The 13,374-nt window shown below is 64.2% G+C and carries 12 protein-coding genes; 5 read left to right on the top strand and 7 right to left on the bottom strand.

The features are described from left to right. The first annotated feature begins 21 nt into the window (after nucleotides 1–21). From NKJ80_RS15840 to NKJ80_RS15820, 5 genes are all read left to right on the top strand, one after another. Nucleotides 22–1,047 (top strand): sugar ABC transporter substrate-binding protein, encoded by a 1,026-nt coding sequence (locus NKJ80_RS15840; RefSeq protein ID WP_023668177.1) that lies wholly within the window; start codon nucleotides 22–24, stop codon nucleotides 1,045–1,047. A gap of 80 nt (nucleotides 1,048–1,127) precedes the next feature. Then, entirely contained in the window at nucleotides 1,128–3,251 is a 2,124-nt protein-coding gene (locus NKJ80_RS15835; RefSeq protein ID WP_352497891.1) for an ABC transporter permease, read from the top strand. After that, the gene (locus NKJ80_RS15830) at nucleotides 3,248–4,297 is read left to right on the top strand and encodes an SMP-30/gluconolactonase/LRE family protein (RefSeq protein WP_023729421.1); all 1,050 of its coding nucleotides are present in this window, start codon (nucleotides 3,248–3,250) and stop codon (nucleotides 4,295–4,297) included. The genes NKJ80_RS15835 and NKJ80_RS15830 overlap by 4 nt, the downstream gene beginning before the upstream one ends. After that, nucleotides 4,297–5,793: a sugar ABC transporter ATP-binding protein gene (locus NKJ80_RS15825; RefSeq protein WP_023714820.1), complete on the top strand. Its 1,497-nt coding sequence runs from the start codon at nucleotides 4,297–4,299 to the stop codon at nucleotides 5,791–5,793. Before NKJ80_RS15830 ends, NKJ80_RS15825 begins: the two co-directional genes overlap by 1 nt. 244 nt (nucleotides 5,794–6,037) lie before the next feature. Next, nucleotides 6,038–6,445, top strand: a complete 408-nt coding sequence (locus NKJ80_RS15820) for a carboxymuconolactone decarboxylase family protein (protein WP_352497890.1) — start codon at nucleotides 6,038–6,040, stop codon at nucleotides 6,443–6,445. Nucleotides 6,446–6,497: 52 nt separating this feature from the next. On the opposite strand, the gene NKJ80_RS15815 is transcribed toward NKJ80_RS15820, so the two are convergent. The 7 genes from NKJ80_RS15815 to NKJ80_RS15785 form a co-directional block, all read right to left on the bottom strand. Next, on the bottom strand, nucleotides 6,498–7,385 hold the full coding sequence (locus tag NKJ80_RS15815; RefSeq protein WP_352497991.1) for an amidohydrolase family protein: 888 nt from the start codon (nucleotides 7,383–7,385) through the stop codon (nucleotides 6,498–6,500). Then, on the bottom strand, nucleotides 7,385–8,521 hold the full coding sequence (locus NKJ80_RS15810) for a vWA domain-containing protein (RefSeq protein WP_023753580.1): 1,137 nt from the start codon (nucleotides 8,519–8,521) through the stop codon (nucleotides 7,385–7,387). Before NKJ80_RS15810 ends, NKJ80_RS15815 begins: the two co-directional genes overlap by 1 nt. A gap of 235 nt (nucleotides 8,522–8,756) precedes the next feature. After that, nucleotides 8,757–9,638 (bottom strand): AAA family ATPase, encoded by an 882-nt coding sequence (locus NKJ80_RS15805; protein ID WP_352446076.1) that lies wholly within the window; start codon nucleotides 9,636–9,638, stop codon nucleotides 8,757–8,759. Nucleotides 9,639–9,640: 2 nt separating this feature from the next. Then, nucleotides 9,641–10,645 (bottom strand): xanthine dehydrogenase family protein molybdopterin-binding subunit, encoded by a 1,005-nt coding sequence (locus NKJ80_RS15800; RefSeq protein WP_023699673.1) that lies wholly within the window; start codon nucleotides 10,643–10,645, stop codon nucleotides 9,641–9,643. A 1-nt stretch (nucleotide 10,646) separates the two neighbouring features. Continuing rightward, nucleotides 10,647–12,014, bottom strand: a complete 1,368-nt coding sequence (locus tag NKJ80_RS15795) for a xanthine dehydrogenase family protein molybdopterin-binding subunit (RefSeq protein WP_352497889.1) — start codon at nucleotides 12,012–12,014, stop codon at nucleotides 10,647–10,649. An 11-nt stretch (nucleotides 12,015–12,025) separates the two neighbouring features. Then, nucleotides 12,026–12,508 carry a (2Fe-2S)-binding protein gene (locus NKJ80_RS15790; RefSeq protein ID WP_023725426.1) on the bottom strand — a complete coding sequence of 161 codons (483 nt, stop codon included), beginning with the start codon at nucleotides 12,506–12,508 and terminating at the stop codon, nucleotides 12,026–12,028. A gap of 60 nt (nucleotides 12,509–12,568) precedes the next feature. After that, complete coding sequence (locus tag NKJ80_RS15785) at nucleotides 12,569–13,363, bottom strand: FAD binding domain-containing protein (RefSeq protein ID WP_023823201.1); 795 nt, start codon at nucleotides 13,361–13,363, stop codon at nucleotides 12,569–12,571. Nucleotides 13,364–13,374: the final 11 nt, after the last annotated feature.

Here is a 13,374-nt window from a genome sequence, read left to right as displayed (position 1 = left end):
GTGAAAAACAGAGGATGTGACATGAAACTGATCAGAACACTGATGGCGGCCGCCACGGCGCTTGCCGCTACCGCCTTCGTCGCGCCGACCTTCGCCGCCGACGATCCGGGCCCGGCCGCATACGCGCAGGCGCTCAAGGGCAAGCGCGTCATGCTGGTGCCGCTGGCGATGGGCTTCGACCTTGCGCAGGGCTGGTCGCACTATCTGAAGACGGAAGTCGAGGCCTGGGGCGGCACCTTCGAAACACGCGATCCGAACTGGGTCGTCGATGCCGGTGCACAGGCGATCACCGACGCGATCTCGTCCGACACAAGGCCGGACGTGTTGATCATCCATGCGCCGGACCTCAACTCCTATTCCAAGCTGATGAAGAAGGCACAGGCCGCCGGAACCTACGTCATACTGGTCGACAACCCCGCCAACTTCCCGGCCGACGCCTTTGTCGGCAGCGACTGGGACCGGCTTGGCCAGCTCGAAGCCGAAGCGGCGATCAAGGGCTGCGGCGAGAACTCGTCGAAGAAGATCGGCCTTGTGCAGGGTGATCAGGCCAACTCGTCCAGTCTCTACCAGTATGCCGGCATCATGAAGGTGCTGGAGAAGCACCCCGACTTCAAAGTCGTGGCCAAGCCCGACTCCAACTGGGATCCGACGACGTCGCGCAACGTGACGACGACAATGCTGCAGCAGAACCCCGACATCTGCTCGATCATCGACTTCTGGGATGGTGACGCCACCGGCGCATCCGCCGCCATCCGCGACGCCAAGCTCGACGGCAAGGTCTTTTTGGTCACCACCGGCGGCGGCGAGAAGGCGGCCGATTGCGACAAATTGCAGGACGGAACTTACGGCGCCGTGGTGATGACCGATCTGGCTCGCCAGTCCGGCGACATGAACGCTATCATCAAGTTCCTGCTGCAGAGCGGCCAGCCGGCCGGCACGTCGCACACCTACATCTACACACTGGAGAAGGCTACGACCAAGGCCGACCTCAAGCCCGACAGCTGCTGGGACCTGAAGGCGCTGCAGGCCGAAGCGGCGGCGAAGTAAGCCGCGCTTTTTTCGACTGAAACAAACGAGGTGACTGGACAATCCGGTCACCTCGTTCCCTCATGGAATAGCAGCCGCCGATGTCCTTTCGCGAACGCCTCCAGTCCTGGCGCTACAATCTCGTGCCCGACCATCTGGTCGGCGAGATCCTGACAAAACGCTGGACCGACAACGCCATTCCGTTCCTGGCGCTGGTGGCGACGCTCAGCGTGTTCGGCTCGATCATTCCCGGCTTCTTCAAGCTGACCTCGCTGCAGGAATCGACCCGCCAGCTCGGCGAGTTCTCGATGGTAGTCACCGGCATGACGGTGGTGATGCTGGGCGGCGGCATCGACCTGTCCGTCGGCTCGATCTTCGCGCTGTCCTGTTTCTCCGCCGTCTATGTCTTCTTCATTCTCGAACAGTCTATCTGGCTGGCGCTGGCGGCATCGCTCGCCACCGGCCTGATCTTCGGCGCCGTCAACGGCTACCTCGTCGGCTACCTTAGGCTGCGCGCCTTCCTCACCACCCTGGTGACGTTCATCTTCGGCCGGGCGCTGTTCGATATTCTCGTCACCACCTACGCCGCCGACGTGCAGCTTTCCCAGGCGACATCGGATGTGCTCGACTTCATCGGCGACAGCACCTTCTGGGGGCTTTCGGTCTCGGTGTGGCTGGCGATCATTCTTGCCATCGTCACCCATATCGCGCTGACGCGCTCACGGCCGGGCTGGCATGTGCTGGCGGTCGGCGGCTCCAGGCGCTCGGCGCACAATGCCGGCATTCGCGTGCGCCGCACCGTGTTCATGACCTATGTCTTTTCCGGCTTCTGCGCCTCGATCGGCGGCTTCCTCATCGCTTGCCGCCTGAGTGGGGCAGGGCCGGGCACCGGCCTCAACCTGGAGATCATGGCTCTGACGGCGGCGGTGGTTGGCGGCGTCAGCCTGGGTGGTGGCCGCGGCTCGGTCATCAAGGGGCTGATGGGCGCCATCATCGTGCTGACCATGACCAACGGGCTGATCCGGCTGGGCTATGGCACCGGCACCAACCAGATGGTGCTGGGCATCATGCTGGCGGTGGCGGTGACGATCGACATCCGCTGGCTGAAGAACCGCCATAAGGTGCTCAACGAAGTCTATGTCGCGCCGGTCTATCTCAAGATGGGCGAGACACAGTCTGCGGTGCCGGGCTCAGGCACGCCCTACGCGCTCGACAACCGGCTGTCGGCGGCCGACCATATCGGGCTCGGCGAGTTGGAAGGGCCGGAAGACGTCATCCTCGACCGCGACGATCACCTCTATTGCGGCACGCGCCATGGCGAGATCGTCCGCTTCTTCGCGCCGGATTACGTTAAGTCGGAGGTGTTTGCCCATATCGGTGGTTTTCCGCTAGGCCTGGCCTTCGACAAATCGGGCAATCTGATCAGCTGCGTCGGCGCCATGGGGCTCTATTCCGTCTCGCCGGATCGGGAAGTGAAGCGCCTGTCGGCCGAGACGTCGCGCTCCTGGACCTCGATCGTCGACGATGCGCGGCTGCGCGACCCCAATGATTGCGACATCGCGCCGGACGGGCGCATCTATTTCACTGACTCCACCAAGCGCTATGACGCCCACGATTGGGCACTGGACTCGATCGAGAACCGCGCCACCGGCCGGCTGCTGGTCTATGACCCGAAGGACGGTTCGACGAAGACACTGCTCGACGGCTACCGCTACACCAACGGTGTGTGCATGGCGCATGACGGCAAGTCGCTGTTCTTCGCTGAGAGCTGGGCCTGCCGCGTGCATCGCTACTGGCTGGAAGGGCCGAAGGCGGGCGCCGCCGAATGCGTCATCCGCGACATGCCGGGCTATCCCGACAACATCAACCGCGCCTCCGACGGCAATTACTGGATGGCATGGCTCGGCATGCGCACGCCGAGCTTCGACCTGTCGCTGCGCCATCCCGATATGCGCAAGCGCATGACGCGCCGGCTGCCGCAGGACGAGTGGCTGTTCCCCAACATCAACACCGGCGGCGTGGTGAAATTCAACGACAAGGGCGGCATTATCGAGGCGATGGGCGACCTTACCGGCGGCGCGCATCCGATGGTCACCTCGATGCGCGAGCACAAGGGTTTCCTGTTCGTCGGCGGCATCCTTAACAACCGCATCGGCCGCTACAAGATTGCGGGCGCCGACCCGAACTGGACCAGTTCCGCTTCTAATTGGGGAGCGAAGCCATGATCCTCGATCCTGTGCTCGACCTGTTTCGTGGCAAGGCGGTGACCATCCCACCGCTCGACGGTGCCTTCCGTCCCAACACGCGGCTGGACGAGGCGCCAGTGTTCGCCGATTTGACGGAGCCCGACAATCTTCTGGTTGCCGATGGCCGGCTGCTCGTTTCCAGCGGCAATGCGGTATATTCGCTTGCCGCAGGGGTGGAGCCGAAGGTTGTCGGGACCTTTCCTTCCCCCATCACGGCGCTGGCTCTATCACTGTCGGGCGAACTGACGGTGGGGTTGGAAAGCGGCAAGCTGCTGGTTGCCGGCAAGGAGGTTTCGCTGCCGGCCGGCGTCAGCTGCATCACCGCGCTTGCCTATGCAGACGACGGCACGTTGTGGCTGGCCAATGGCTCGGCTGAGCACACGCCGTCGCAATGGGCCGCCGACCTGATGAAGAAGGGCGCGTCCGGTTCGCTTTGGAGGCGGGACGCGGCCGCCGCCGAGTTCCGCAAAGTGGCCGGCGATATCGCCTTTCCCTATGGGCTGCATCCCATTGGGCGGGATGTGCTGGTCAGCGAAAGCTGGCGCCATCAGCTCGTTCGCTTCGATGGTGCGACCGGTAGCCGCTCGACCGTGCTGACGCATCTGCCCGGCTATCCCGCGCGCCTCGCGCCGGCCGGCGATGGCGGCGCGTGGCTGGCTCTGTTCGCGCCACGCAACCGGCTGATCGAATTCGTTCTCCAGGAAACCCACTATCGGCGCGACATGCTAGACCAGGTGGCGCCGGCCTACTGGATCGCGCCGGCTTTGGCCTCCAATCGCAGCTTCCTCGAACCGCTGCAATGCGGCGGCATCCGCACCATGGGCATCCACAAGCCCTGGTCGCCGAGCCGCTCCTATGGGCTGGTGGTCAGGCTCGATCAGAACATGCAGCCGCAATTCAGCCTGCACAGCCGCGCCGACGGCACGCGCCATGGCATCTGCAGCGTGGCGGAAACGGACGGCCGCCTGTTCATCGCCTCCAGGGGCGGCGATTGCGTGCTGGCCATCGACGCAGGAGGTCTCTGATGGAACCGATCGTGCGCCTGGAAAATGTCACCAAGAACTATCGCGGCGTGCCCGCGGTCAGACAAGTCAGCTTCGAACTGCGCAAGGGCGAAATCCACGCGCTGCTCGGCGAGAACGGCGCCGGCAAATCCACGCTGACCAAGATCATCGCCGGCGTCGTCGACGCCACCTCAGGCAAGATGTTCCACAAAGGCCGCGAGATCGCTTATGCGTCGCCGCATGCGGCGCTCGAGGCCGGCATCGCCATGGTGTTCCAGGAGACCAGCCTGGTGCCGTCGATGACGGTGGCGCAAAACCTCTATCTCGGCACCGAAAAATTCCTCAACCGGCTGCGCGGCACCTACATTTCGGCGCAGCAGTTTTTGCAGTCGCTGAACTTTCCGGTCGACCCCAACGCCATGGTGGCGACGCTGGGCGCGGCCAAGCGTCAGATGGTCGAGATCGCGCGCGCCGTTCACCACAATGCCGAGATCATCATCTTCGACGAGCCGACGGCGACGCTGACGCCGGAGGAGAAGCGGCACTTCTTCGCGCTGATCCGGCGGCTGAAGGCGAACGGCGTCTCGATCGTCTTCATCAGCCATGCATTGGAAGAGGCGCTGATGATCGCCGACCGCATCACAATCCTGCGCGATGGCGAGCTGGTCATAACCGACGACACATCGGCCTTCGATCGCGACAAGATCGTCGCCGCCATGGTCGGGCGTACACTGTCGGGACAGATCTATCGCCAGCGCGACGAGGCCAGGCTGCGCAAGGCCGGCAAGAAGGTGCTGTCGGTGCAGGACATTTCGATGAGCAATGTCGTGCGCAACACCTCCTTCTCGATCTTCGAGGGACAGATCACCGGCGTGTTCGGGCTGATCGGCTCCGGCCGCACCGAGACCTTCAAGATCGTCTCCGGCATCTACAAGCGCGATTTTTTGCGCGGTGGCGCGATTGAACTCGACGACAGGCCGGTGCGCTATCTCGTGCCCAGTGAGGCGGTCGCCGACGGCATCGTCTATGTTACCGAGGACCGCAAGAGCGAGGGCATTTTCGAGACGATGGGCATCGCCGAGAACCTGTTCGGCGGGCTGCTGGCGGCGGGCCGCGAAAAGGCCTGGGTGATCAACCAGCAGGAGATGCGCACGCTTTCCGCTGAATGGACGAAGACGCTGAACATCAAGGCGATCAACGACAATGCCCGCGTGGTCGAGCTTTCCGGCGGCAACCAGCAAAAGGTGGTGATCGGCAAGGGGCTGGTTCAGCAGCCGCGTATCGTGATCTTCGACGAGCCGACGCGCGGCGTCGATGTCGGCGCCATCGCCGAGATCCACCAGATCATCAACCGGCTGGCCGACGAGGGATTGGCCGTCGTCGTTATCTCGTCCTACCTGCCGGAAATCATGAACCTGTCGGACCGGATTCTGGTGTGCCGGCAGGGCCGCATGGTCGAGGAGTTTTCGCCCGCCGAGGCGACGGAGGAGAAGATCATGTATGCGGCGGTTCATTAGGTTTCTGGTCGGTGTTTGAGGGTGCGCATACGTCGCCAATTGGCGAAGGCCTCAGCGCCTTCGTCACCTCGGGTCTCCGCGACGGCGCTTCGCGCCTGCTTCGCCCGTGAATGAAGCTGAGATGCTTCGGCCAATCGCCATGGTTCTGTCAGCATCAAAAACTGAATCGGAATAGCCGGTTAGCCGCCCTTGCTCGAGACCTGATTCAACCACCTGATCCACCGATTCAACGAAAGGAAACGCCATGGCCGCCACAAAACTCCTCAGCGATGCCGAGGTCGAAAAAATCCCGGTTGCGAAGGCTGTGTTCGATGACATCCGCGCGACGCGCAAATCGGATTTCGTCAACAATTTCTGGCGTGGGCTCGCCAACGATCCGGCCTTGCTGAAACGGACATGGGAACAGGTGAAGGTGGTGATGGCCACGGAGAGCGCCATCGACCCGCTGACCAAGGAAATGATCTATATCGCTGTGTCCACCGCCAATGGCTGCTCCTACTGCGTCCACTCGCATACGGCAGCTGCCCGCGCCAAAGGCATGACCGATGCGCAGCATGGCGAGCTGGTGTCGATCATCGGGCTGGCCGGGCAGACCAACCATCTTGTGACTGCGATGCAGATTCCGGTCGATCCGCAGTTCGACTTAAAGTAGGCAGTCGCGCGCCTTGCCTCCTCCCCTTGCGGGGGAAGTGACGGCGCCCGCTCTACACCGGCCGGTACACCTTCTCCGCCGTGTTCCAGAAGATATCGGCCTCGGCAGTTGCGCCGTGCTTGCCCACCGCGGCGCGGTGCGCCTTGATCAGTTCGGCATGGGTCGTCCAGAGTTTTTCGATCGGGAAGTTGGAGCCGAACATCAGGTGGTCAGCGCCTAGAATGTCGATGGCATTGTCGACGATGTAGGCAATCAACGCCGGATCGTTGCGGTGGGCGAAGGTGCCGAGGCCCGACAGCTTGGCGTAGAAGTTCGGCGCTGTTGATAGAGTACTCAGGCCGGCTTTCCAGGCCTCGGTGGTTTCCGGCTCCATGCCGGTCAGCATGCCGGCATGGGTGAGGATGAAATTGGTGTCGGGGTTCTCGCCGACGAGCGTCAGCCCGTCCTTCATCTGGGCGGGGAAAAGCTGCAGGTCGAAGGACAGGCCATAGTCTTTAAGCCGCGCGACATTGGCCCGCACCTTGGGGTCGATGACCTGATCGGCCGAGGCAGCGAAGCGGAAGGCCGGCGTCTCGTGCCAGTGTAACTGCATGCGCACGCCGCGCAGCAGCGGGTACTTTTTCAATCGATCGATCTGGGGCCGGACATCGTCGACAGTCATATCGGTATAGCCGACGATAGCGTGCGGCCAGCCGGTCTCGTCGGCAGTCTTCTGCAGGAAGGCGACTTCTTTTTCGAAATCCTCCTTGGCCCAGTTGGTCTGGACATAGACGGCCTTCTCGACACCTGCGCCTTGCTGATCGGCGAGAAATTCCTCGATCGGATAGTCGCGGCGAATCGGCTCGTAGGGGCCAAAAATGCGCGGCACCATCGGGCCGACCAGCCAGGGCTGGTCCTGCTGGCGCCAGATGTGGAAATGCGCGTCGATGGCTTTCTGCATCACGATACCCTTTTCCAGATTGCCGACGCCGCCGGGGCAGGGCGGGCGAGCGACAGGATGAAATCGGTGAGACTCCCGAGCGAAGAGCCGTCGATGAGATCGTCGAGATCGGGCAAGATGGCGCGCAACGCCGCCGTTGCCGGCTGGAAGCGCGGATCGCCGGCCAAAGGTGTGGCCAGCGACAGGCGAAAGGCGCGGGCGCTCAGGCGGCGTATCGCGGTCTCTAGATCGGCATGGTCGCCGCGCTCCAGCGCGTCCGACAGGATGATCACAGCGGCACCGCGCGCGAAGGCCGATAACCGCGGCACCGAGAGGAAGGCGAGCAGGGTCGGTCCCATGCGCGTGCCGCCGTCCCAGTCGTCGACGAGTGCCGCCGCTCGGGCGAGAGCCTGGTCGCGATCGCGGATACGCAGTGCGGATGTGATGCGGGTGAGCCGAGTGCCGAAGGTGAAGATTTCGGCACGGTCAGCGCCTTGTACGGCGGCGTGCGCCAGTTTGAGATAATCCGATGTATGCAGCTTCATCGAGCCGGAAACATCGATCAGGATCAGCAGCTTGCGCGGCACCGTCTGGCGGCGGCGGAGCTGCGGCGAGGGGATATCGCCATCGGCGGTGACGATTTCCCTGAGCGAGCGGCGCAGATCGAGCTTGCCGCGCGAATGGGTGCGCACGGTGCGGAATGAGCGGCGCGCGGGGAGGGCTGAAGCGAGCTTGCGGCGGAAGGGCCCAAGGCCATCGTCGTCGCGGAGGAAGTCGCGGCTGCTGAGCTGTTCGATTGCCGACGACAGCTCGCCGCCTTTCTCCTGGCGCGTGGTCTGTTTCTCCTCCTGGCGCGTGCTGTGATCGTCCTTGATGCGGGTTTCCTCGTCTTCCTCGCCTTCGATCGAGGGTTGGCCATCGCCATGGAAGTGATTGCGAAAATGCGCCTCGAATTCGCCGCGGCGATCGGGCGGGGGGGCAAGCGTTGCGAGCGCCGCCTCCCGGATGTCGGCCATCGAGCGGGGACCGAGCAGGGTGACCGCCTGCATGAAGCTGGAGACCTGCTCGGGGGCGACGGCAAAGGCGTGGCGGCGCAGCAGCCGGGCGAAGTGGAGGAAGGGCGCGGAGGCGAGAGGAAGGGTTCCCTGACGCATCATTCCTTCGCGCCCCCCTCTGTCCTGCCGGACATCTCCCCCTCAAGGGGGGAGATTGGCGGCTTCGGCGCTTCGGTTCTTTCTGCGCCGCTGGAGATTGGCGAAAGCCAGGATGACGGCTGATCTCCCCCCTTGTGGGGGAGATGTCCGGCAGGACAGAGGGGGGCGCTGTCCCGCCAGCGTTGCAGAGTGCCCAGGTGAGGCCACCTCGCTGTGAACGAGCTGTTGACCTCACACGTCACCCCAGCGCCTCCTCGATAATCCGGCCAAGCTCCGGCGCGATCGCGGACAAATCCTCCTCGTCCTTGATCAGCACACCGATGGCGCGGCGGAAGGCTTGCGGCCATGGGCTGCCGCCTTTCTCCAGTATGGTGGCGGCGTTGGCCCATTCGACGGCCTCGGAGATGCCGGGCGGCTTGGCCAGCGGGCGGACGCGGATCTCCTGCACAGCGGCCGCCACGGCGCGGGCGGTGGTCTCGGCGACATCGCCGGCGCGCAGCATGATGATGGCGGCTTCGCGCTCGGCGTCGGGATAGCCGATCCAGTGATAGACGCACCGGCGCCGGAGCGCTTCGGCGAGTTCGCGGGTGCGGTTCGAGGTCAGGATGACGATCGGCTGCGCTTCGGCGCGGATGGTGCCGCGTTCGGGAATGCTGATCTGGAAGTCCGAGAGGAATTCCAGAAGCAGCGCTTCGAATTCGTGGTCGGAGCGGTCGATCTCGTCGACCAGCAGCACGCGCTGCTCCGGCGCCCGCAGCACCTGCAGCAATGGCCGCGCGATCAGAAAGCGGTCGTCATAGATGTCGATCTCGTGCTCGCCGGCATGGCGGATGGCGAGCAACTGGCGCTGGTAGTTCCATTCATAGAGCGCGTGTGCTGCGTCGATTCCTTCATAGCATTGCAGCCGCACCAGATCGCGGCCGAGAAGTTGCGCGGTCGCCTTGGCCGCTTCGGTCTTGCCGACGCCGGGCGCGCCTTCGAGCAGCAACGGCTTGCCCAGCCGTATCGCCAGGAAGATCGCCGTCGCCAGGCTGTCGTCGGCGAGATAGCGCGATCCAGCGAGGTGGCGTGCCACCGCCTCCGGTGAGGTCGCGACAGTCTCGGCGTTCACCTCTGGCATCCTCAGTTCGCCGCTTGCGCTTTCAGCGCGCGCAAGATGCGTTCCGGCGTGATCGGCAGCGTGTCGATGCGCACGCCGACGGCGTCGAAGACGGCATTGGCAACCGCGGGGATCTGCGGGTTCGCGCACATTTCGCCTGGCCCTTTGGCGCCATAAGGCCCGTCGGCCGAAGGCCGCTCCAGCACGATGATCTCGGTTTGGGCGAGATCGCCCGGTCCCGGCATCAGATACTGGTTGAAGTCGGTGCCGCCATGGTCGCGGTTGGGATAATAGGGCTCGGTCGTTTCGTAGAGCGCGTGGCTGATGCCCATCCAGGAACCGCCGACCAGTTGCTGCTCGACCATTTTCGGGTTCAGCGCGCGGCCGATCTCAAAGACGTTCTTCACGGTCAGCACCGTAACCTCGCCCGTCTCGTCATCGACCTCGACTTCGGCCACCGTGCAGGCATGGGCGTAGCAGGTCGACGGCTTCATCGCGCCGGTCTCTTTCTCCGGATAGGAGCGCGGGATCAGGAACATGCCGCGCCCGGATATCGAGCGCCCGCGCTTGAAATGCGCCGACAAGGCGACATCGAAGATCGAGATCGACTTTTGCGGCGCGCCCTTGACCAGAATATTGCCCTGGCCGTCAGTCTCAAGGTCGGAAGCGTTGACCTCCAGCTCTTCCGCCGCCACTTCCAACATCACCTGGCGCGCTTCCTTGGCCGCCTGGATGACGGCATTGCCGGCGCGGTGGGTGCCGCGCGAGGCGAAGGTACCCATGCAGTGCGGGCCGGTGTCGGTGTCGGCGGTGTCGATGGTGACGCGGTCGGTCGGCACACCGATGGTCTCGGCGCAGATCTGCGCCATGATCTGCTTCAGGCCCTGGCCGAGATCGACCGACGAAAGTGTGACCATAAAATTGCCGGTCGGCGTCGAATGCACCAGCGCCTGCGTCGGGTCGCCGCCAAGGTTCATGCCCGTCGGGTAGTTGATCGCGGCGACGCCGCGTCCGCGCCTTATCGCCATCTCAAGCTCCCTTCGTGTAGGAGGACATCGCCATATACTTCTCCGCCACCGGCCAGTTGGCGGCGCGCGACGCCTCCTGCATGCACTCGATCAGCGCCGCTCCTTCGGTCGGCTGGCGATGCGCCTTCATGTCGCCATCGCGATAGGCGTTGATGAAGCGGAATTCGAGCGGGTCCATGCCGATCAGCCGCGCCAGCTTGTCCATCTGCACCTCAAGCGCGAAGTCGCCGATGGTGACGCCGAAGCCGCGCATGGCGGAGGAGGGGGTGCGGTTGGTGTAGACGCAATAAGTGTCGATCCAGACATTGGGAATGGTGTAGGGCCCGGGATAGTGCGCCGCTCCCTTCTGCGCGCCATAAGGCGAGTGGCGCGAATAGGCGCCGGCATCGGTATAGCCGGTCACCTTGCGCGCAACGATGCGGCCGTCGTTCATCACGCCGTCCTTGATGATTATCTTTTCGGCGGCGCGCGGCGAGGAGATCTGCATCTCCTCCTCGCGGCTGTAGATAAATGAAACGGGACGTCCTGTCAGCTTGGCGCCAAGAATGGCGATCGGCTCGACGATGACGTCGACCTTGCCGCCAAAGCCGCCGCCGACAGTGCCGCCGACGAAATGCAGTTTTGAGCCGGGCATCTGCAGGATGATCGACGCGTTGTCGAGGGTGAAGAACATCGCCTGGGTGTTGGTGTAGCAGGTGAAGCGGTCATTGCCTTCCGGCACCACGACGCAACCCGTGGTCTCGGTCGGCGCATGCTCGATCGGCGAGGACTGGTAGCTCTGTTCCAGGATGTGGTCGGCGCCGGCGAAGCCCGCCTCGACATCGCCAAAGCGCACCTTGCGGCATTCGCCGCTGTCGTAGAGGTAATAATTCTGGCCGTGATATTCGTTGACCAAAGGCGCGCCGGGCTTCAGCGCTTCTTCCATGTCGAAGACGGCCGGCAGCACCTCATAATCGACCTTGACCTTGGCTGCCGCTTCCTGAGCCGCGCGCTCGGTCTCGGCCAGCACCGCCACCACCGCCTCGCCCTTCCAGCGTACCTTGCCGTCGGCCAGCACCGTTTCGTCTTCCGGTCCGACCTGGATCAGGATCAGGATGGTGTAGACATTGTGCGGCACATCCTTGGCGGTGAGGATTTTCACCACGCCGGGATGCTTCTCCGCTTCGGAAGTGTCGATCGAACGGATGCGGGCATGGTGGTGCGGACTGCGCACCATTTTCAGGTGAAGCATATTCGGGACGTTGCGGTCGGCGAAATAGGCGGTCTTGCCCGTCACATGTCCCGGCGAATCCAGCCGAGGCCGCCCATGGCCGATCTCGTGCAGGCCGTCCTTGCGCTGATCGGCGAAATAGTTTTTGCGCAGTTCCATTCTTTTGGTCCTTAGGCCGCGTTCTGCGAATTGGCTCGGGCCGCGGTCAGCACCGCCTGGATGATCGGCTCGTAGCCGGTGCAGCGGCAGATATTGCCGGACAGCGCCTCGATCACGTCCTCGCGGCTCGGATTGGGCGTGTGGTCGAGCAGCACCTTGGCGGCCATGATCATGCCCGGCGTGCAGAAGCCGCATTGCGTGGCGAAGGCGTCGAGGAAGGCACGCTGCAGCGGATGCAGGACGCCGGCCTCAGCGAGGCCCAAGGTGGTGCGGATGTCGGCGCCGCTGCAGGTCTCGGCCAGCGTCAGGCAAGAGAGCCGGAGTTCGCCGTCGATGATGACCGAACAGGCGCCGCAGGTGCCCTGGTGGCAGCCGCCCTTGGGCGAGGTGTCGCCGATCTTGTCGCGCAGCGCGTGCAGCAGCGTCGTGCCGCTGTCGACAAATTCGGCCTTCTCCGAGCCGTTGAGCGTGAACTGAACCGGAACCTTTGCCATGTTTTCCTCCCAGCGCGCCTGCCCGGTTGATCCGACAGACGCGCGCCCCCCAAGCGGTGGTTAAGTAAGCAGCAGCCGGCCGAGATGGACCGGCAGAACCTCGGCGCGATACCAGGCGCTGGCGATCGGGTCGGTGATTGGCGAAGTGCCTTCACCGGCTGCAGCCAGCGCCGCTGCGGCGCCGTCCTGGTCAAGCCTGCTGCCGATCAGTGCCTTTTCCGCAGCACGGGCGCGCATCGGCCGGTCTGCCATGCAGCCGAGCGCGATCCGCGCCGAGGAGACAGTGCCGTCGCCGGCCTGTTCCAGAACGGCGGCGATGCTGAGCACCGAGACGCCCTTCGGCTTGACCCGCGACGCTTTCAGGAAGCGGAAATTCTCGGCCTTCGGCAACGCGAAGGCGACTGATGTGACAATGGCGCGGCCGCCGTCCCGCCTGGCCAGAAAATCCTCGATAGGCAATTCCCCATCATCGGTGCCGACCGTCGCATCCAACGCCAGCAGGGCGACAGCGAAATCACCGTAGGGCGCCGGTGCGAACAGATTGCCGCCGACAGTCGCCATATTGCGGATCGCCGGGCCGCCGACGGCGCGCGCAGCCCTGGACAGCGCCGCAAGCTCGGGATGGCGGGCGATGGCCGCCATTGTCACCGAAGCTCCGATGCGGACCTTGCCGCCGGCAACGGTGATCCCGGAGAGGGCCGGATCAGTCGAGCGGACGAGGCCGGTGACGGAGACATCGCCTTCATTGGCGGCGCGCACGACCAGCGTGCCGCCGCCGAGATAGCGGGTGCCGGGCGCCTTCAGCGCCGCGTTGGCATCCCTGACGGCCGAAAAGGTCTGGAGGGCAAGCGCCATGGCAGTCTCCC

The sequence above is a fragment of the Mesorhizobium sp. M0030 genome, from assembly GCF_040323695.1.
Classification (GTDB): Bacteria; Pseudomonadota; Alphaproteobacteria; order Rhizobiales; family Rhizobiaceae; genus Mesorhizobium.
This window is presented reverse-complemented; position numbering and strand designations above follow the sequence as displayed.